21 protein-coding genes and 1 tRNA gene are annotated in these 18,784 nt (G+C 62.5%); 15 read left to right on the top strand and 7 right to left on the bottom strand.

Annotation, left to right across the window (positions count from 1 at the left end):
• Positions 1-134 precede the first annotated feature (134 nt).
• From AC3WLP_RS13520 to AC3WLP_RS13490, 7 genes are all read left to right on the top strand, one after another.
• The gene (locus tag AC3WLP_RS13520; protein WP_003255896.1) at positions 135-878 is read left to right on the top strand and encodes a LytR/AlgR family response regulator transcription factor; all 744 of its coding nucleotides are present in this window, start codon (positions 135-137) and stop codon (positions 876-878) included.
• Between the two features lie 118 nt (positions 879-996).
• Positions 997-1,938, top strand: coding sequence for a hydroxymethylbilane synthase (gene hemC / locus AC3WLP_RS13515; protein WP_088513464.1), 942 nt, complete (start codon positions 997-999; stop codon positions 1,936-1,938).
• The gene (locus tag AC3WLP_RS13510; protein WP_011953189.1) at positions 1,935-2,702 is read left to right on the top strand and encodes a uroporphyrinogen-III synthase; all 768 of its coding nucleotides are present in this window, start codon (positions 1,935-1,937) and stop codon (positions 2,700-2,702) included. The genes hemC and AC3WLP_RS13510 overlap by 4 nt, the downstream gene beginning before the upstream one ends.
• Before the next feature lie 45 nt (positions 2,703-2,747).
• Positions 2,748-3,848: a uroporphyrinogen-III C-methyltransferase gene (locus tag AC3WLP_RS13505; protein ID WP_003255892.1), complete on the top strand. Its 1,101-nt coding sequence runs from the start codon at positions 2,748-2,750 to the stop codon at positions 3,846-3,848.
• Entirely contained in the window at positions 3,845-5,083 is a 1,239-nt protein-coding gene (locus AC3WLP_RS13500) for a heme biosynthesis protein HemY (RefSeq protein WP_011953190.1), read from the top strand. The genes AC3WLP_RS13505 and AC3WLP_RS13500 overlap by 4 nt, the downstream gene beginning before the upstream one ends.
• Positions 5,084-5,305: 222 nt before the next feature.
• Positions 5,306-5,812: a disulfide bond formation protein B gene (locus AC3WLP_RS13495; RefSeq protein WP_003255889.1), complete on the top strand. Its 507-nt coding sequence runs from the start codon at positions 5,306-5,308 to the stop codon at positions 5,810-5,812.
• Between the two features lie 231 nt (positions 5,813-6,043).
• Complete coding sequence (locus AC3WLP_RS13490) at positions 6,044-6,514, top strand: Rsd/AlgQ family anti-sigma factor (RefSeq protein WP_003255887.1); 471 nt, start codon at positions 6,044-6,046, stop codon at positions 6,512-6,514.
• An 8-nt stretch (positions 6,515-6,522) separates the two neighbouring features.
• Here the strand turns inward: AC3WLP_RS13490 and AC3WLP_RS13485 are convergent, their stop codons facing one another.
• Positions 6,523-7,161, bottom strand: coding sequence for an FKBP-type peptidyl-prolyl cis-trans isomerase (locus AC3WLP_RS13485; RefSeq protein ID WP_011953191.1), 639 nt, complete (start codon positions 7,159-7,161; stop codon positions 6,523-6,525).
• A gap of 178 nt (positions 7,162-7,339) precedes the next feature.
• Here AC3WLP_RS13485 and AC3WLP_RS13480 point away from each other — a divergent pair, with 178 nt between their 5' ends.
• Positions 7,340-8,278: an AlgP family protein gene (locus tag AC3WLP_RS13480; protein ID WP_492576161.1), complete on the top strand. Its 939-nt coding sequence runs from the start codon at positions 7,340-7,342 to the stop codon at positions 8,276-8,278.
• Here AC3WLP_RS13480 and AC3WLP_RS13475 read toward each other — a convergent pair.
• Positions 8,257-8,736 carry a TIGR02444 family protein gene (locus AC3WLP_RS13475; protein ID WP_011953193.1) on the bottom strand — a complete coding sequence of 160 codons (480 nt, stop codon included), beginning with the start codon at positions 8,734-8,736 and terminating at the stop codon, positions 8,257-8,259. The two genes, AC3WLP_RS13480 and AC3WLP_RS13475, sit on opposite strands and share 22 nt — an antisense overlap.
• A gap of 50 nt (positions 8,737-8,786) precedes the next feature.
• Here AC3WLP_RS13475 and AC3WLP_RS13470 point away from each other — a divergent pair, with 50 nt between their 5' ends.
• The 3 genes from AC3WLP_RS13470 (at position 8,787) to AC3WLP_RS13460 (ending at position 12,115) form a co-directional block, all read left to right on the top strand.
• Entirely contained in the window at positions 8,787-10,697 is a 1,911-nt protein-coding gene (locus AC3WLP_RS13470) for an ATP-binding cassette domain-containing protein (protein ID WP_088513465.1), read from the top strand.
• Entirely contained in the window at positions 10,697-11,284 is a 588-nt protein-coding gene (locus tag AC3WLP_RS13465; RefSeq protein ID WP_003255880.1) for a mechanosensitive ion channel family protein, read from the top strand. The genes AC3WLP_RS13470 and AC3WLP_RS13465 overlap by 1 nt, the downstream gene beginning before the upstream one ends.
• Before the next feature lie 198 nt (positions 11,285-11,482).
• Positions 11,483-12,115: a LysE family transporter gene (locus AC3WLP_RS13460; protein ID WP_011953195.1), complete on the top strand. Its 633-nt coding sequence runs from the start codon at positions 11,483-11,485 to the stop codon at positions 12,113-12,115.
• 45 nt (positions 12,116-12,160) lie between these two features.
• Here the strand turns inward: AC3WLP_RS13460 and AC3WLP_RS13455 are convergent, their stop codons facing one another.
• The gene (locus tag AC3WLP_RS13455) at positions 12,161-12,916 is read right to left on the bottom strand and encodes a slipin family protein (protein WP_014861487.1); all 756 of its coding nucleotides are present in this window, start codon (positions 12,914-12,916) and stop codon (positions 12,161-12,163) included.
• Positions 12,917-12,918: 2 nt separating this feature from the next.
• The gene (locus AC3WLP_RS13450; protein ID WP_088513466.1) at positions 12,919-14,265 is read right to left on the bottom strand and encodes an NfeD family protein; all 1,347 of its coding nucleotides are present in this window, start codon (positions 14,263-14,265) and stop codon (positions 12,919-12,921) included.
• 98 nt (positions 14,266-14,363) lie between these two features.
• Here AC3WLP_RS13450 and AC3WLP_RS13445 point away from each other — a divergent pair, with 98 nt between their 5' ends.
• The 3 genes from AC3WLP_RS13445 (at position 14,364) to AC3WLP_RS13435 (ending at position 15,834) form a co-directional block, all read left to right on the top strand.
• Complete coding sequence (locus AC3WLP_RS13445; RefSeq protein ID WP_003255874.1) at positions 14,364-14,822, top strand: aminoacyl-tRNA deacylase; 459 nt, start codon at positions 14,364-14,366, stop codon at positions 14,820-14,822.
• Between the two features lie 61 nt (positions 14,823-14,883).
• Complete coding sequence (locus AC3WLP_RS13440; RefSeq protein ID WP_011953198.1) at positions 14,884-15,126, top strand: DUF2789 domain-containing protein; 243 nt, start codon at positions 14,884-14,886, stop codon at positions 15,124-15,126.
• Positions 15,127-15,195: 69 nt separating this feature from the next.
• The gene (locus AC3WLP_RS13435) at positions 15,196-15,834 is read left to right on the top strand and encodes a hypothetical protein (protein ID WP_003255871.1); all 639 of its coding nucleotides are present in this window, start codon (positions 15,196-15,198) and stop codon (positions 15,832-15,834) included.
• A gap of 6 nt (positions 15,835-15,840) precedes the next feature.
• Here the strand turns inward: AC3WLP_RS13435 and AC3WLP_RS13430 are convergent, their stop codons facing one another.
• From AC3WLP_RS13430 to AC3WLP_RS13420, 3 genes are all read right to left on the bottom strand, one after another.
• A complete protein-coding gene (locus AC3WLP_RS13430; RefSeq protein WP_010951586.1) occupies positions 15,841-16,278 on the bottom strand; it encodes a CBS domain-containing protein in 438 nt (145 codons plus the stop codon).
• A gap of 170 nt (positions 16,279-16,448) precedes the next feature.
• Entirely contained in the window at positions 16,449-18,179 is a 1,731-nt protein-coding gene (locus tag AC3WLP_RS13425; protein WP_088513467.1) for a dipeptidase, read from the bottom strand.
• Positions 18,180-18,341: 162 nt separating this feature from the next.
• Positions 18,342-18,418: transfer RNA gene (locus AC3WLP_RS13420), tRNA-Arg, on the bottom strand.
• 30 nt (positions 18,419-18,448) lie between these two features.
• Here AC3WLP_RS13420 and AC3WLP_RS13415 point away from each other — a divergent pair.
• Positions 18,449-18,667 carry an aryl-sulfate sulfotransferase gene (locus AC3WLP_RS13415; RefSeq protein WP_004576384.1) on the top strand — a complete coding sequence of 73 codons (219 nt, stop codon included), beginning with the start codon at positions 18,449-18,451 and terminating at the stop codon, positions 18,665-18,667.
• Positions 18,668-18,784: the final 117 nt, after the last annotated feature.

Genomic DNA, 18,784 nt, shown 5'->3' with positions numbered 1-18,784 from the left:
GACTGGCAGTGAATCTGCCGGGCCGAGTGAATCTTTGGCCATCGCACCGGTCTAGAGCGTGACCGCAGTGTCGCTCGAACCACACCTGTCTACGCTATACCTGTGCGAGACTCATTCAGGAATCCAGCGCAATTATGAATGTCCTGATCGTTGATGACGAACCCCAAGGCCGTGAACGCCTCAGCCGGCTGCTCGGCGAACTGGAGGGTTACACTGTGCTGGAGCCCAGCGCCACCAACGGCGATGAGGCCTTGGCGCTGATTGAAAGCCTCAAGCCCGATGTGGTCCTGCTGGACATCGGCATGCCAGGCCTGGATGGCCTGCAGGTTGCCGCTCGCCTGTGCGAACGCGAGGCGCCGCCGGCGGTGGTGTTTTGCTCCGGGGATGATGAATACGGTGCAGAGGCATTCAAGGACAGTACCCTCAGCCATGTGACCAAGCCCTTCCAGGCCCAGGCCTTGCGCGATGCCTTGCGCAAGGCCGAAAAACCCAACCGCGCCCAATTGGCGGCGCTTACCCGGCCGGCCAATGAAGGCGGCGGCCCTCGCAGCCATATAAGTGCCCGCACGCGTAAAGGCATCGAACTGATCCCTTTATCCCAGGTGATCTATTTCATTGCCGACCACAAGTATGTGACCTTGCGTCACGAAACCGGGGAGGTGCTGCTTGACGAGCCACTCAAAGCCCTGGAAGACGAATTCGGCGAACGCTTCGTGCGCATCCACCGCAATGCGTTGGTCGCCCGCGAGCGCATCGAACGCTTGCAGCGCACCCCGCTGGGGCACTTTCAGCTGTATCTGAAAGGCCTGGACGGCGATGCCTTGACCGTCAGCCGTCGCCATGTGGCCGGTGTGCGCAAGATGATGCAGACCCTCTGAGGCCCTTGGACTCGGCCCGCTCCTGCACCTGACTGCGTGTGGCCTGTTGATCCGTATCTGCAAGCGATACCGGCGATGCTGTTATGATCGGCGGTATTTCTCTGGATCGGGGCGTTTCATGTCCACTCGCGAAATCCGCATTGCCACCCGTAAAAGTGCTTTGGCCCTGTGGCAGGCCGAATACGTCAAGGCCCGCCTCGAGCAGGCCCACCCCGGTCTGCAGGTGACCTTGGTGCCCATGGTCAGCCGCGGTGACAAGTTGCTCGACGCGCCGCTGGCAAAAATTGGCGGCAAGGGGCTGTTCGTCAAGGAACTGGAAACCGCGCTGTTGGACAACGAAGCCGACATCGCCGTGCACTCGATGAAAGACGTGCCCATGGACTTCCCCGAGGGCCTGGGCCTGTACTGCATCTGCGAGCGTGAAGACCCGCGTGATGCCTTCGTTTCCAATACCTTTGACAGCCTCGAAACGCTGCCCGCCGGCAGTATCGTCGGTACCTCAAGCCTGCGCCGTCAGGCCCAGTTACTGGCGCGCCGCCCAGACCTGCAAATCCGCTTTCTGCGCGGCAACGTCAACACCCGCCTGGCGAAGCTGGATGCCGGCGAGTACGACGCCATCATCCTCGCCGCGGCGGGCCTGATCCGTCTGGGCTTCGAGGACCGCATCACCTCCACCATCAGCGTCGATGACAGCCTGCCGGCAGGTGGTCAGGGCGCGGTGGGCATCGAGTGCCGCAGTGCCGACGTTGAGATTCATGCACTGCTGGCGCCACTGCACCATGTCGACACCGCTGACCGGGTGATCGCCGAGCGCGCGCTGAACAAACGCCTGAATGGTGGCTGCCAAGTGCCGATCGCCTGCTACGCGGTCCTTGAAGGTGACCAGCTGTGGCTGCGCGGCCTGGTCGGCCAGCCTAGCGGCGGGACCTTGCTGGTGGCCGATGCCCGTGCACCCCGTGCTGCTGCCGAGGCCCTGGGCGTACAGGTGGCCGAAGACCTGCTGGGGCAGGGCGCCGAGGCCATTCTGAAGGAAGTCTACGGCGAGGCCGGTCACCCATGAGCCAATGGCGCCTGTTGCTGACCCGGCCTGCCGAGGACTGCGCGGCGCTGGCGCAAAGCCTGGCGGCAGCGGGAGTGGGCAGCAGTTGCCTGCCACTGCTGGAAATTGAACCTATTACCGTGCAAGCCCCACAGCGACTGTCGCTGGAGGGCTTGCATGACTTCCAGGCGATCATTGTGGTCAGCAAGCCGGCCGCCCGGCTGTTGCTTGAGCATCTGGCCGAGACCAGCATCCAGCCTCCGCAGCGAGGCTGGTTCACCGTAGGTGAGGCAACCGCTGGGGTGCTGCAGGGTGCAGGGCTGGAGGTAAGCTTTCCGCCGCGTGGCGATGACAGCGAAGCCTTGCTGGCACTGCCGGCCCTGCGCCAGGCACTTACCGAGCCGGCACCGCGTGTCTTGATCGTTCGCGGCGTCGGAGGTCGCGAACTGCTGGCAGAGCGTCTTGCAGAGCAAGGTGCTAGTGTCGAATATCTGGAACTGTATCGTCGCTGCCTGCCGGCCTACCCGGCGGGTACGCTGATGCGCCGCATTGAAGCGGAACGCCTCAATGGCCTGGTGGTCAGCAGTGGGCAGGGTTTTGAACATTTGCAGCGGATGGCCGGTGCCGATTGGCTGCGGCTGGCCCAGTTGCCGCTGTTCGTGCCCAGCCCGCGGGTCGCCGAGCAGGCCAAGGCCGCCGGGGCCCAACAGGTTGTGGATTGCCGTGGCGCCAGTGCCACGGCCTTGCTGGCAGCCGTGCAGCGTAGCGCTGCACCTGCCTCTTAAGGCGCTAAGCTGAATGCGGTGCGCCCCCATGCAAAGGATGGATACGTGAGCGAGACTGTCTTGTCCAATAACGATCAACCGTCGGCACAGGCGCCTGCGGAACCCGTTACCACCCCACCTGCCAAGCGCTCCGGCAGTGGCCTGGCAGCGCTGGCCTTGCTGCTGGGTGCGGCCGGGGTGGCGGTAGGTGGCTGGGGTGTCTGGCAGGTGCGTCAACTGCAGGGCAGTGAGTTCAACCAGGGCCAGCACATCGAGGCGCTGACCCAGCGCGCCGAGGCGCTGCAGCAACGTGAACAGCAGATCAGTGCGCAACTGGCCAGTCTGCCAGCCGCCAGCGAGCTGGAAGACCGCCGGCGGCTGGTAGCCCAACTGCAGGGCGACCAGCAGCGGCTCAGTCAGCGCCTGGAAACCGTGCTGGGAGAAAGCCGCAAAGAGTGGCGCCTGGCCGAAGCCGAGCACCTCCTGCGCTTGGCTACCCTGCGCCTTTCCGCATTGCAGGACATCACCAGTGCCAAAGCCCTGGTCGAAGGCGCCGACGAGATCCTGCGCGAGCAGAGCGACCCGGGTGCCTTCGCCGCCCGCGAGCAGCTGGCCCGCAGCCTGGCCACGCTCAACAGCACTCAGCAACCGGACCGCACTGGCCTGTTCTTGAAGCTGGCTGCGCAGCGTGAGCTGGTACAGCAGTTGAGCGCCCAGTCCCCCGAGTTCGACAGTAACGCCGATGCGCTTGGCGCCCTGACCGCCGACGGTGATGGTGCCAGCAGGCTGTCGCAGTGGTGGGCAGAAATATCCAAGTACTTCCAGATCGACTTCAATGCCGATGAAAACGTGCGTCCGTTGCTGGCCGGGCAGCAACTGAACCAGCTGCGCCTGGCGCTGAGCCTGACTATCGAGCAGGCCCAGTGGGCGGCGCTCAATGGTGATGCCAAGGTTTACACGCAGGCGCTGGACGACGCCCGCAGCGTACTGCTGGCCAACTTCAACGCAGACAACCCGCAAAGCAAGGCCATGCTCGACAGCCTCAATGCCCTGGCCGATCAGCCGGTATCGGTGGTTACCCCTGACCTTAGTGAAAGCCTGGCGGCAGTGCAGGCCTATATTCAGCGCCGTCACCTGCCGGCCGAGGCTGAAGGGGGCAAGCCATGAAGCGTGTCTACCTGTTGGCCGTGCTTGCGATCGTGGTTGCTGCGGCACTGGGCATCGCGGTCGCCAAGCACAGCGGCTATGTACTGGTTTCCTATGGTGGTTTCCGTTATCAGTCGGGGCTGTGGGCAGCCTTGGCGGGTATTTTGGCGGTCGTCCTGCTGCTGTGGTTGCTGCGCTATCTGGTCGGCCTGGTGCTGACTTCCAGTGGTGTGGTCAACCCGTGGTCACGGCGTAACCGCAGCCGACGTATCCGCCTGGCGATCGAACAGGGCCAACTCGATCTTGCCGAAGGCCGCTGGGCCAGTGCCCAACGGCACTTGCACCGTGCCGCCGAGGCTGAGCGCCAGCCGTTGCTGTACTACCTCGGTGCCGCGCGTGCCGCCAACGAGCAAGGCCGCACCGAAGACAGCGACAACTTGCTGGAGCGTGCCCTGGAGCGCCAGCCGCAAGCGGAGCTGGCCATTGCCCTGACCCATGCCCAGTTGCAAATGGACCGTGGCGAAAACGATGGGGCCCTGGAAACCCTGCTGGCCATGCAGGAACGCCACCCGCACAACGGCCAGGTGCTGCGCTTGCTGCAACGCCTTTACGTGGAGCGCGGCGACTGGTCTGCACTGATCCGCCTGATGCCCGACCTGCGCAAGGGTAAAGTGCTGCCCGCCGCCGAGCTGGCTGCTCTGGAACAACGCGCCTGGGGCCAGAACCTTAGCCTGGCGACCACCCGTGGCGAAGATGCGCTCAGTGCACGTCAATCCTTGGAGCGCGCCTGGCAGCAGCTGACCGCAGCCCAGCGCCAGGAGCCACAACTGGTGCTGGCGTACGCCGAGCAACTGCGCCAGGTAGGTGCCCAGAACGAGGCCGAACAGGTGCTGCGCACGGCCCTCAAGCGCGACTACGAAAGCCACCTGGCCCGCCTTTACGGCCTGGTGCGTGGTGATGACCCGGCGCGTCAGCTGCAAACCGCTGAAGGTTGGCTCAAGGCTCACCCGCAAGACGCCAGCCTGCTGCTGACCCTGGGCCGTCTGAGCCTGCAAAACCGCTTGTGGGGCAAGGCGCGTGACTACCTTGAAAGCAGCCTGCGCATGGAGCGCAACCCCGAGGCCTGTGCAGAGCTGGCCCGCCTGCTCGCGGGGCTGGGCGAGACGGAGCGCAGCAACCAGCTGTTCCAGGAGGGCCTTGGCCTGCTGGACGAGCGCCTGCTGGCGCTGCCTTTGCCAGAAGGCGTACGCGCCTGACCTACCCCAAGGCCCGCGCAAAGGTGCGGGCTTTGGGGGCAGGTAATTTATCTTTCGCTGTCAGTTTGATCTGAAGTCCATTTCTTCCGTCGCCTCCTACGGCATATCTGGAAATTTCCTACGCGATTCAGTGACTTGTCGTTGCTGTCGTGCCTTGAAACAAAGCGTGTCTTTCCTCTACCGTTTCAAGCCACTACTTTTTCCCCGGGACCTTCACCGCCCATGCTGCCGGCCCGTTTGCGCACCTTTTTTCTTCCTGCCTGCCTAGTCGCACTGGCGGTACTGGTTGCGTCTTTCCGTCTGGAAAACACAGTGGGGCTGATGCCGTGCCCATTGTGCCTCAGCCAACGGTTGCTGCTAGGCGTGTACGCGCTGCTGTGCTTCGCAGCCGTGCTGCAGGCGCCGGGCACGCGGGGCATCCTTCGTTATGCTCGCCTGGTGCTGGGCTGCTCGTTGGCCGGCGCCTTGCTGGCAGCACGGCATGTCTGGTTGCAGGGGGCTGAGGGGGTCAATGAGGTATGCCCGGTGCCGATCGGGCGAGTGTTCGAGCAATCCTGGGGTGAGGCGGCACGGCAACTGTTGCTGGGTGGCCCGGATTGCCGTTCGCTTGCCTGGAGCTTTCTCGATCTGACACTGCCGGAATGGAGCCTGTTGGCCTTCCTGCTGCTGGCGGTGCTGCCCTTGAGTTGCCTGCTGGCGTATCGTTTCCGCACCCTGGCAAGAACATGACCTGGCGCAAGGTTGTGCCATTAGCGCGACCAATGGTGATGTAACAGGGTATTAAACACTTGTATGAACTTTGTGTGCTGCGTACCTTGAAGGGCAGCACGCGCGGGAATAATCTCCCAGCACGCATACCGGAAAAACAACTGCTCGATGCCGTCCTGCTGATGTCACCTTTGTGCTGCGCGGTCGTGGTGCGAGGTGCAGCGGCATCTACCCAGAAGGGAAGAGATCGCCATGCTCGATAGTTGTCAGAACGCCCAGGAACGCTGGGGTGGGGTTCACAAGCTGATCGACCGTTGGCTGGAGGAGCGCCAGGAACTGGTGCAGGCTTTTCGCGCCCTGCGCGATGTGAGGCCAGCCTTCGCCGACAAGGACACCAACGGGGACTTTTGCGCCCTTCTGGTCGACTACGTTTCGGCGTGGCACTTCGAAGTCTGCGAGCAACTGGTCAGCGAGGCCAAGGCGTTCGGAGACAAGAAGGCGCTGAAGCTGGCCGAAGAGATCAACCCACGGATCAACGACAGTACTCAGATAGCACTGGCCTTCAATGACCATTGCACCAAGGGGGAGTGCAAGGACACCGAACGCTTTGCCGAGAAGCTGGCCAAATTGGGCGGGTTGTTGCACGAGCGCTTCGAGCTTGAAGACTGCCTGATCGAAGTGCTGCACAACGCACACAAAGAAGAGGGTGCAGTGCAGGCCTGAGGTTGGCGTCAGTCGCCAACCGCCAGCAGTTCGATCTCGAATACCAAGGGGGTGTAGGGTGCAATCAGGTCTCCCGCCCCCTCGGCGCCATAGGCTTGCGCTGAAGGAATTACCAAGCGCCATTTGGCGCCGGTGTGCATTTTCGGCAAGGCGACCTGCCACCCTTCGATAACCGAATCCAGGTTGAACCATTGGGGGGTCTGGTTTTGGTCGAATATTGAGCCATCCGGCAATCTGCCCACATAACGCACCTGCACTTTGCCGCCCGCTTTCGGCTGTACACCCGTGCCTGGTTGCAATTCGCTGTACAGCACACCTTCCGTTAGTTCGTGCACCCCATAACGCCCACGTTCATTCGCCATGAAACGCGTTTCGGCGGCCTGCAGCTTTTGCACAGCGGCGTCGCCTTCCTGGGTTTCATGCTGCTGCAGCACCGCCTGCATGCGTGCCTTGTCGAGTTTCAGGGGTTGCCCCTGATAGGACTGCTTCAGGCCTTCGACCAGTGCGTCCAGTTGCAAGCCCGGCATCTCCTGGCGCAGGCGCTCACCCAGGCTGGCACCCAGGCTGTAGGCCAAATCGTGGTCGTCGTTGTCGGCCAAGGCGAGGGGTGCCATCAGGCATAAGCCTAAAACAAGATATCGAGGCAACGCCTGACTCCCAAATACCAGCAATGATTAATTCAGCAACTACACTTTCACGCAGCTGCAAGATAACAACTTTGCCCAGGCATGCAACGCGGCGTAAACATTACGGTCAACATGCCCTAGCGGCGGTAGCAGCAGAAGCATAGTATGAGCCGCAATCTCGTCAGCCAGGAGGTAAACCATGTCGGCCAAAAAGAAGCCAGTAAGTACGCCGTTACACCTGCTCCAGCAACTTTCGGGCAGCTTGCTCGAACACTTGGAAGAGGCCTGCTCGCAAGCGCTGGCTGATGCGGAAAAACTGCTGGCGAAGTTGGAAAAGCAGCGTGGCAAGGCGCAGGAAAAACTGCACAACGGTCGCCTGAAACTGCAAGACGCGGCCAAGGCAGGTAAAGCCAAGGCGCAAAGCAAGGCGCAAAAAGCCATCGGTGAACTTGAAGAGCTGCTCGAGTCTCTCAAGGAGCGTCAAACCCAGACGCGCTCTTACATTCAGCAACTCAAACGCGATGCTCAGGACAGCCTCAAGCTGGCTCAGGGTGTAGGCAAGGTACGCGAAGCTGCAGGCAAGGCCCTTGATCAACGTGCGGCCAAACCGGTTGCCAAGGCAACCGCTGCCGCCAAGCCTGCGGCCAAACCGGCTGCCAAGGCGACCGCTGCTGCCAAGCCGGCGGCCAAACCAGCCGCCAGGGCGACCGCTGCCGCCAAGCCTGCGGCCAAACCGGCTGCCAAGGCGACCGCTGCCGCCAAGCCTGCGGCCAAACCGGCTACCAAGGCGACCGCTGCTGCCAAGCCTGCAGCCAAACCGGCTGCTAAGGCGACCGCTGCTGCCAAGCCTGCAGCCAAACCGGCTGCCAAGGCGACCGCTGCCGCCAAGCCTGCTGCCAAGGCGACTGCGGCAGCCAAACCTGCGGCCAAGCCAGCTGCCAAAGCCCCTGCTGCCAAGCCGGCCGCAAAACCAGCTGCCGCCAAGGCACCTGCACGCACGGCCGCCAAAGCCGCTGCTAAGCCTGCTGAAGCCAAGCCCGCTACACCACCGGCGGCCACAACCAACTCGGTGAGCCCGCCTGCTGCTGCACCGTCGGCACCTGTGAGTACTCCGGCTCAGGCACCTTCGGCGTCCTGAAGCGCAGCCGCTGCGACGCGCAACTGAACTAGCGCGTCATGATGCAGAGCCTGGTCCGGTGCCAGCCGGGCCAGCCAGTCGTCCGCGGGCTCATGGGAGCCCACGGGCCACTGTTGCGAGCGTTCCTGCAAGCGCTCCAGCAAGGCTTTTTCAGCCTGCAACTCCAACCCCTTCACCTGCTCACGTAATGCCGCCAGTTGTGTATCACCCGATGCTGTGGCTCGCCATTGCTGGCGCAGGCTGCGCAGCGGGGCGACCACGTCACGCTGCCAGGGCTCGGCAAGTTCTTGCAGTGCTTGCGCACGTTCGCCCAGTACGGCCACACCACGTGCTTGCAGCCAGGTCGCGCACAGCAGCAGGCAGACATCGCCACCCAGTGCCTGCAGTTCAAGGCAAGCGGCTTCCACGCCGGGCCTGGTATACAGGGTCAGGGCGTAATTCCACAGGTCGGTGTGCATGGTTCCACTCGCGCTATGGGCCGAGGAAGCTGGTAGACTCCGCGACCATCATGATCAGACTATCCAACCTCACTTTACAGCGTGGTCCGCAGCGCTTGCTAGAAGGCGCCGAGATGACCCTGCACGCCGGTCACAAGGCCGGCCTGATCGGCGCCAACGGCGCCGGAAAATCCAGCCTGTTCGCCTTGCTGCGCGGTGAGCTGTCGCCCGATGCCGGTGACTGCCAACTGCCCGGCGACTGGCGCATCGCCCACATGCGCCAAGAGGTCGACACCCTCGACCGCCTGGCTGTGGACTATGTACTTGACGGCGACGTGCGCCTGCGCAAGGTCCAGGCCGAACTGGCCGCGGCCGAGCAGGCCCACGACGGCACCGCACTGGCGCGCCTGCACAGTGAGCTGGAAAGCGCCGACGGCTATACCGCCGACGCCCGTGCGCGCAAGTTGCTGGCTGGGCTGGGCTTCACCAACGAACAGATGGACCGCCGTGTCGGCGATTTCTCTGGTGGCTGGCGGATGCGCCTGAACCTGGCCCAGGCACTGATGTGCCCGTCCGACCTGTTGCTGCTCGACGAGCCCACCAACCACCTCGACCTCGACGCGATCCTGTGGCTGGAAGACTGGCTCAAGGGCTACCCCGGCACGTTGTTGCTGATCTCCCACGACCGTGACTTCCTCGATGCCGTGGTCGACCATGTGCTGCACGTCGAGCAACGCAAGCTCAACTTGTACAAAGGCGGTTACACCGCCTTTGAGCGCACCCGTGCCGAGCGCCTGGCGCAGCAGCAGCAGGCCTACGAGAAGCAGCAGGCGCAGCGCGCGCACATGGAGAAGTACATTGCCCGCTTCAAGGCGCAAGCCACCAAGGCACGCCAGGCGCAAAGCCGGATCAAGGCCCTGGAGCGCATGGAAGAGCTGTCGGCGGCGCATGTCGATTCACCGTTCGACTTTGTCTTCCGTGAATCGCAGAAAATTTCCAGCCCGTTGCTGAGCCTTTCCGAAGGTCGCCTGGGTTATGGCGACAAGGCCATCCTCGACAAGGTCAAGCTGCAGCTGACCCCGGGTGCTCGTATTGGTCTGCTCGGGCCCAACGGCGCCGGCAAGTCGACCCTGATCAAGAACCTTGCAGGTGAGCTGGAGCCGTTGTCGGGCCGCCTGGTTCGTGGCGAGAACCTGGCTGTAGGCTACTTTGCCCAGCACCAGCTGGACTCGCTGGACGACAAGGCCAGCCCGCTGCTGCACCTGCAGCGCATCGCCCCTACCGAGCGTGAGCAGACGCTGCGCGACTTCCTCGGCGGCTTCGACTTCCACGGTGCCCGCTGCGACGAGCCAGTGGTTAACTTCTCCGGTGGCGAAAAGGCTCGCCTGGCACTTGCGCTGATTGCTTGGGAGCGGCCAAACCTGCTGCTGCTTGACGAACCGACCAACCACCTGGACCTGGAAATGCGTCTGGCACTGACCATGGCCTTGCAGGAGTTTGCCGGTGCAGTGGTGGTGGTATCCCACGACCGTCATTTGCTCAAGAGCACCACGGACGACTTCCTGCTGGTGGCCGACGGCAAGGTCGACACCTTCGACGGTGACCTGGAGGACTACAGCCGCTGGCTGGTCGAGTACCGCCAGCGCAGTGCGCCGGCCAGTACTGCACCGGCCAACCCGGACAAGACCGACAAGAAAGCCCAGCGCCAGGCTGCCGCAGCCTTGCGTCAGCAGTTGGCACCGCACAAGAAGGCTGCCGACAAGCTGGAAACCGAGCTCAACCAGGTGCACACGCAATTGGCCGAGATCGAGACCGCGCTGGGTGATGGTGGCCTTTACGAGGCGGCGCGCAAGGACGAGTTGCGCGACCTGCTGGCGCGCCAGACCAAGCTCAAGCAACGCGAAGGCGAGCTGGAAGAGGCCTGGATGGAAGCGCTGGAAACCCTAGAAAGCATGCAGGCCGAACTCGAGGCGTTGTCCTGATGGAGGAACTGCGTTCGCTGCTGCCAGGGCAATGGATGGACACCTTCTGGCTGGGTTTGCAGATCCTCTTGATCCTGGCCGCGGCGTTCGTCCTGCAGCGCATCATTGCTCGCGGGTTGAGCCGCCTGGGCCAGCGTTACCCGTTGCCGCCGGAGCTGCTGGTGCCCGTGCGCGGCGGCCTGCGCTGGCTGATCATGGGCAGCGCGCTGCTGTTCGTGCTGGAGCGCATGGGTGTTTCGGCGACCGTGTTGTGGACAGCACTTTCCGGCTTCGTAGCGGTAGCGGCGGTGGCCTTCTTCGCCATGTGGAGCGTGCTGTCCAACCTGTTGTGCGCGGTGTTGATTTTCACGGTCGGGCCGTTTCGCATCGGCGATGTGGTCGAGCTGGTCGACACCCTCGACAAGCCAGGCGTGAAAGGCCGGGTGATCGCTATCAACCTGCTGTTTACCACCCTGCTGGAAGTGCCCGAAGCGGGCGGGGCGCTGGTGCAGGTGCCCAATAGTCAGTTCTTCCAGAAGTCGGTGCGACGCTGGCGCGGTGCCGAGGTACAGGCCCTGCACAAAGAAACAGCTGCCGAAGCTGACTGAGCCTGCACCGGCCCCTTCGCGGGCACGCCCGCTCCCACAGGTATTCCACAGCGTCTGAAAATGCACTGTAGGTGTGGGAGCGGGCGTGCCCGCGAAGAGGCCAGATCAGGCCACACAAATCCATCAGAAATCACTGGTTATTTTTTCGCCAAAACCTTAGCTTAACGTTTTGCAACAAATGTTCGAGCGAGGTGTGTGATGTCGATGGAAGTATGGTTAGGCTTCTTTGCCGCCTGCTGGGTGATCAGCCTTTCACCCGGTGCCGGGGCGATTGCCTCAATGTCCAGCGGCCTGCAATACGGCTTCTGGCGTGGTTACTGGAACGCCCTGGGCCTGCAGCTGGGCCTGATCATGCAGATCGCCATCATCGCCGCCGGCGTCGGTGCCGTCCTGGCCGCCTCGGCCACGGCGTTCCAAGTCATCAAGTGGTTTGGCGTCGCCTACCTTGTGTACCTGGCCTACAAGCAGTGGCGTGCCCTGCCGATGGACATGAGCGAAGAATCAGGCGTGCGCCCGATCGGCAAGCCGTTGAGCCTGGTGTTCCGTGGTTTTCTGGTCAACATCAGCAACCCCAAGGCGCTGGTGTTCATGCTGGCGGTGCTGCCGCAGTTTCTCAATCCCCATGCACCGCTGCTGCCGCAATATGTGGCGATCACCGTGACCATGGTGACGGTCGACCTGCTGGTGATGGCGGGGTACACCGGGTTGGCTTCGCATGTGTTGCGCATGTTGCGCACGCCCAAACAGCAAAAGCGTTTGAACCGCACCTTTGCCGGGTTGTTCATTGGTGCAGCCACCTTCCTCGCGACCTTGCGCCGCGCGCCGGTCTGAAAGGCCGCATACAGGCCATTCGCGGGCAAGCCCGCGATTGGCCCATCACTCTTTCTCCTTGTCCACCAAACCCTTCAGCAGATCTATCGGCAGCGGGAAGACGATGGTCGAGCTCTTGTCCCCGGCAATCGTCCCCAGCGTCTGCATATAGCGCAACTGCATCGCCCCCGGCTCCTTGCTCAGCATTTGTGCGGCTTGCATCAGTTTCTCCGACGCCTGCAGTTCACCCTCGGCATGAATCACCTTGGCCCGACGTTCGCGCTCGGCCTCGGCCTGGCGGGCGATGGCGCGTACCATCGACTCGTTCAGGTCAACGTGCTTGATCTCGACGTTGGCCACCTTGATGCCCCAGGCATCCGTCTGCGCATCCAGCACCTGGCGGATGTCCAGGTTCAGTTGCTCGCGTTCTGCCAGCAGCTCATCCAGCTCGTGTTTGCCCAGCACCGCACGCAGGGTCGTCTGGGCCAGCTGGCTGGTTGCCACCAGAAAATCCTCAACCTGAATGATCGCTTTCTGCGGGTCGAGCACGCGAAAGTACAACACTGCGTTGACCTTGACCGAAACGTTGTCGCGGGTGATCACATCCTGCGGCGGCACATCCAGTACCACTGTGCGCAGGTCGACCCGCACCATTTGCTGGATCACCGGGATCAACAGGATCAGCCCCGGCCCTTTGACCTGCCAGAAGCGCCCCAGCTGGAACACCACGCCGCGCTCGTATTCGCGCAGGATGCGAAACGCCGACAGCACCAGCATGGCCAGCACAATCAGAACGGCGCCGAAACCGACTTGCATGAACATGGTCATTCTCCTTGCGTCGCTGGGGCGGCGGCGCTCACTTCCAGCATCACGCCATGGCGCGCGGTCACCCGTACGTTCTGGCCAGTTTGCAGCGGCGTTGCGCACTGCACTTGCCATTGCTCGCCCTGAGCCAGCACAACACCACAGAAGGGGTCGCTTGCCATCACCTGGGTGACGGTAACCAGGCTGCCGACCAGGCCGGCGTCGCCGCTGACCAGTGCCCGTCGGCGGGCCTTGAGGGCCATGCCCAGCACGCCACCGATCAGGAGTGCCGAGAGCAGCGCCAAGGTGCCGATCAAGGCCAGCGGGATGCCGAAACCGGGGGCGTCGGTGTCGATCAGGATCAACGCGCCGACCACAAAGGCAACGATGCCGCCGAAGCCGACCACGCCGAAACTGGGCAAGAAGGCTTCGGCGATCATGAAGGTGATGCCAAGCAGGATCAGCGCCACCCCGGCAAAACTCACCGGCAATAGCTGCAGCGCATACAGCGCCAGCAGCAGGCAGATACCACCGACCACACCGCCCACCGCAGAGCCGGGGTTCATGAATTCGAACAACAGGCCGTAAACGCCGATCATGATCAGGATCAGCGCTACGCTGGGGTTGGTGATGACCGCCAGAACCCGTGTGCGCCAGTCCGGCAGGTGCTCGACCACGCTGGCGCCTGCGGTCTGTAATTGGCGTGGCTGGCCGGCCACCTGGAGCGTTTTGCCGTCGAGCTTGCGCAGCAGGTCAGACAGGTCATCGGCCACCTGATCGATCACGTTCAGCCGCAAGGCCTCGCTGGCGGACAGGCTGACCGCCTCGCGCACGGCCTTCTCCGCCCAGTCGGCGTTGCGGCCGCGCATCTGCGCCAGGCCACGGATGTAGGCGGCGGCGTCGTTGACCTGTTTGCGTGCGAGGGTTTCATCGTCGCCGCCTTTGGCTTTGTCGTCACTGGGCGTGCCAGGCGGGCCGCCGATCCGCACTGGCGTGGCAGCACCCAGATTTGTTCCGGGCGCCATCGCCGCGACATGGCTGGCGTAGAGAATATAGGTGCCGGCGCTGGCGGCACGGGCGCCGCTGGGGGCAACGTAACTGGCGACGGGTACGGTGCTGGCGAGAATCGCCTTGATCATCTGGCGCATGGCACTGTCCAGCCCGCCCGGGGTATCCATGCGGATAACCACCAGTTGCGCACCTTGCGCCTGGGCCTGGCTGAGGCTGCGCACCAGGTAGTCGGCGCTGGCTGGGCCGATGGCGTCGTCGATGCCCAGCACCCACACCGCGCCGGGCGCTGCCTGGCCACCTGGCGTGATGCCAAGCAACAACAGCAGCAACAGCCAACGCCAGCAGCGGGCGATCACCTGTCGTCACCTCATTTGCGCGTATTACACAAGTTTAGCCCCGCCCACCCGTACCCGGCCTAAAATTGAAGATTGGGGGGCGAAACCGGAGGTGCATCATGCGTATGGCAAAGACCCTGCAGGCCCGCCTGGACAAGGCCAACTGCGACTACGACATCATTCCCCACCCACATTCGGCCACCAGCCTGGAGTCGGCCCGAACGGCCGGCGTGCCCGCCGAGCGGGTCGCCAAGTCGGTGATGCTCGATGACCGTCATGGCAACTACATCATGGCCGTGCTACCGGCCAACCGGCACCTGGACATGACCAAGGTGCGCATGTCCGGGGCTTGGCATCTGACCCGTGAAAGCGGTCTGCCGAGCCTGTTCAATGACTGCGAACGCGGAGCCGTGCCGGCCCTTGGCGATGCTTACCAGATAAAAATGCTGCTCGACCCGAGTCTTACCCGCCAAGGCGATGTCTACCTGGAGGCGGGTGACCACGATCACCTGATTCACATGAGCATGGAGCAGTACATGAAACTGGTGCCGCACGCCGAAGTGCGCGAGCTGTGCTGATGTTTTCAAACCAATGCCAGGCAGGCGTCGTGGACGGCTTGCCTGGCGCTAAGGAGGAACCATGGAAGCGCCGATCCATCCCTTTGCCGAACTGTTCAAGCAGCTGGGCTTGCCCGACGATCCCACGAGTATCGATCAGTTCATCACCAGCCATTCCCCGCTGAAGAACGAAATCAGGCTGGTGGATGCGCCGTTCTGGACCGACTCTCAGCGGGCATTTCTCCAGGACAGCATCATTGAAGATTCCGATTGGGCCGTGCCCTTCGATCAACTCAACGAAGCCTTGCGCCGCCCCCGAAAATAAAGCGCCGAGCGGCACCTGACGAGTGATCGGCCGTTGCTATGCTCAGGAAAACAATAAGGGGATAGCGCGATGAAAGATCCCTACGCACCAGGTTTCTGGTGTTCCGTGACGATCCTGGGCACCCTGACGGCCAGTTACTTCTATGGCATCAGACAGACGCAACAGATGAACCAGGCCGTGCATTTCCTGTACGCCGCTGCCGCAGTCACTGTAGCGGTTGCACTGGTGGCGCTGACATGGATCGCCTGGCAGCAGTTGCGCCTGAACAAGCGCGAAGTGGTGCAGGGGCGAACGTTGCTGACCATCTGGAATACCAAGGTTGCACTACGCCGCGTCGAGACGGTTTTCGACCGCTATTTCTGGGGCAGCTACTGGCATTCGGGGCGTACCTTCGAAGAGGTCATGGGCGAGCTCAGGGGCACTCCGCTGGAGCAGAGCCTGGATGCGCTGAAGCGCCAGTGCCGGGTGCTCGACCGCGAAATCCATGACCGCCATCACCACTGGCTGGCCAATGCTCGCGACCTGTCCAGCGTGGCACAGGCGATGGCCCGTGAACGCTACCAGCTGGACCTCGGCGAGCCCACGCACAGCGGCCACGGCAATACGGCAGTGCTCAACCGTGACCTGGAAGTGCTGGTGTACACCTGGTCGGCGCGCTTGCGTAGCTTCGACCATCAGCTGGACGAACTGGAGCGCGCCTACCATTGAGGCGCTTCATTCGCCGCGGATGTACTGCTCCATTTGCTTGATCAGGCTCGCCTGTTCGTCAATGGTTTCCTTGACCAGGTCGCCGATCGACAGAAGGCCGAGCAACCTGCCGTTGTCGACCACCGGCAGGTGACGCAGGTGCCGGTCGGTCATCAGGTTCATGCAGAAATCGAGCTTTTGCTTGGGCTCCACGGTGACTACCGGTGCGCTCATGATTTCGCGTACCGGCGTAGCGGCGGAAGAGCGGCCCTTGAGGACCAGTTTGCGCGCGTAGTCCCGCTCACTGACGATGCCCACTACCTGGCCACCCTCGACCACGGGCAGCGCACCGATGTTTTTCTCCGCCAGCAGTTTCAGGGCGTCGAGCACCGAGTCATCCGGGCCGATGGTGTACACGGTCTGGTGCTGGGACTTGGTCTTGAGGATTTGTTCGACGGTCTTCATACGGGCCTCTGCGGGTGAAAAAAGCACTGTCTCGGTGTAACTAAAGCATCCGGTACGGCGCTCTGCACGGCAATGCAGGAAACGGCATGGAGGCGATTGAAAAACGTCATGGCTGTTCGCTTGTAGGGGCCTTTTCGCGGCTAAAGCCGCGAAGAGGCCGGTACTGCCGATCAAAGCTTCGGCATCTGCCCGATCCGCGCCACCATTTCGCTCACCACCTGCAAGTCCAGCATGAACTGCTCCACGGTCTTGAACTCGTTGTCGTTGTGCCCGGTGTACTTCACGTCCGGCATGGCCAGGCCGAACTGGACGCCGTTGGGCAGGTCGTGGACCGAAGTCGCACCGGCGGACGTGCCGAACTCATGCTTCATCCCCAGGTTCTCGGTGGCCACAGCGAGCAGGGCCTTTACCCATTCGCCTTCAGGGTTGCGGTACATCGGCTCGTCCAGGCTGAAGTCGAACGCCACCGAGGTGTTGCTTTGCCGGGTCCATTTGCCCAGTTTGTCGGCCAGTTCGTCCTTGATCGTGGCGATCGGCTTCCCCTTGGGAATGCGCAGATTCACCGCCAGTTTCAAGCCTTTGTCATCCACCCCGACAAAAGTCAGCGAGGTGGTCAGCGGGCCCATGAACGGGTCCTTGAAGGCCACGCCTAGCTTGTTGCCCAGGTAGTCCAGGCCCCAGTTTTCGGCGGCGTAGCGGGCCGCGTCGGTAAAGTGGTTGTGCTTGAGCGACACCTGCTGGCCGAGGCCATTGATGAAGTCGAGCATACGCGCCACCGGGTTGATGCCGGATTCCGGCTCCGAAGAGTGTGCGGAAACACCGGTCACGGTGAGCAAGACTTGCTTGCCGTCGGCCTTGGCGTCGATGCTGAAGTCGCTTCCATGCTGCTTCACATATCTGGCACCGGCTTGCTGCAGGTGCTTGACCAGCTGTGCCGGGTTGTCAGAAATCAGGGTCGCAACCGAAGTTGTCGGGATCTGGTTGGTGGCCAGGCCGCCGGTCAGGTTGACGATCTCGGCACCCTTGCCGCTGGCCGGGCGCTTGGTGAAGCTGGCCATGACCGTGCCGTAGCCTTTCTCGGCAATCACTACGGGGTAGCCGCCGTCGAGGGCCAGGTTGTAATCGGGCGTAGGGTTGCGCTCAAAGTAGTAGGGGATGGCATCACCGCTGGTTTCTTCGGTGGTGTCGATCAGCAGCTTGAACTGCCGGGCGAGCGGCAGGTTTTCGTCCTTGGCCACTTTCAGCGCGTACATCGCCACCACGATGCCGTTCTTGTCGTCTTCGGTGCCGCGGCCGTACATGCGGTCACCCACCAGGGTGACCTTGAACGGGTCCAGGCGCGTACCGTCGGCCAGCTTCCAGTTGTCCGGGTTGACCGGCACGACGTCAGCGTGGGCATGGATACCGATCACTTCCTTCCCGCTGCCCAGCGAGATCTCGTACACCCGGTTGTCGATGTTGCGGAAGGCCAGGCCGAAGCGCTCGGCCAAGGCCTTGATCTTGTCGGCGATCTTGAGGAATTCAGGGTTTTCGTACTGCGGTGTACCCTCGACGTTGAAGGTGGGGATGGCTACCAGTTCACGCAGGGTTTCGGTAGCGGCTTTGCCATACTTGATGCGGGTATACAGGCCGAGCAGGCGGTTGATCTCGTCTTGTTGCTCGGCGGCCAATGGCTTGTTGGCCAGGTAGGCGTCGACGGTTGCCTCGAGGTTGTCGGCCTTGCCCAGGGCGCTGCCTTTGAGCTTGCCGAGGAATTGCCTGAAATCGCTTGGGTCGCTGCCGTCGAAGGCTTTGACGATAGCTGCGGACTGCTGCTGGGTGAGGTTGGCTTGGGCAGGCTGGGTGAACAGGCCAATGCCGGCCAGCAGCAGGGTGGTGGCGGTGAGTTTTTTCAACTGCATGGTTGTGCGCATTCCTTTGCCAATCATTGTTATGGGTTACCCGTTCGGAGAACGGGAAGACGCCCACGCTAACATCAATGACCCGTGGCACGGGAGTACCAGAAAGGTGACATGGCGCACAAACGAAAAAGCCCCGGGCTCAGGCCCAGGGCTTTCTTGATATGGCGCACTCGGCGGGATTCGAACCCACGACCCCTGCCTTCGGAGGGCAGTACTCTATCCAGCTGAGCTACGAGTGCAACGCGCACGCATGATACCCATCTGTATCGTTGACGTCCATCGCCTTGATCTGTAGCTGTTTTTACCGTGTTGGCTGTGCAGATCCCCGGGGCCGGATACACGACAATACCGATCAAACTGTCGGCCAGGGTGGAACCGGCCGTAACTGGACCCGCGTCAATGCCGTCGACTACGCTGCCGATGGCGACAGCATCATCGTTTCAGCCCACCATCAGGGTGTGTTGAACATTGGCTTTGACAAGCAGTGAAACGATTTTTGGCGTCGCCCCGAGTCCGGCCGCCGCATCGTCTACCCTTCAGCGGCCATTCTGCGGGCGATTTCAGATGGGCTGTTCAACCATTCGTTCTTTTTTTCGAACAGCCTA

The sequence above is a fragment of the Pseudomonas sp. FW305-E2 genome, from assembly GCF_058782925.1.
Note: the sequence above shows the minus strand (reverse complement) of the source record. Positions and strands in the feature narration are given on the sequence as shown.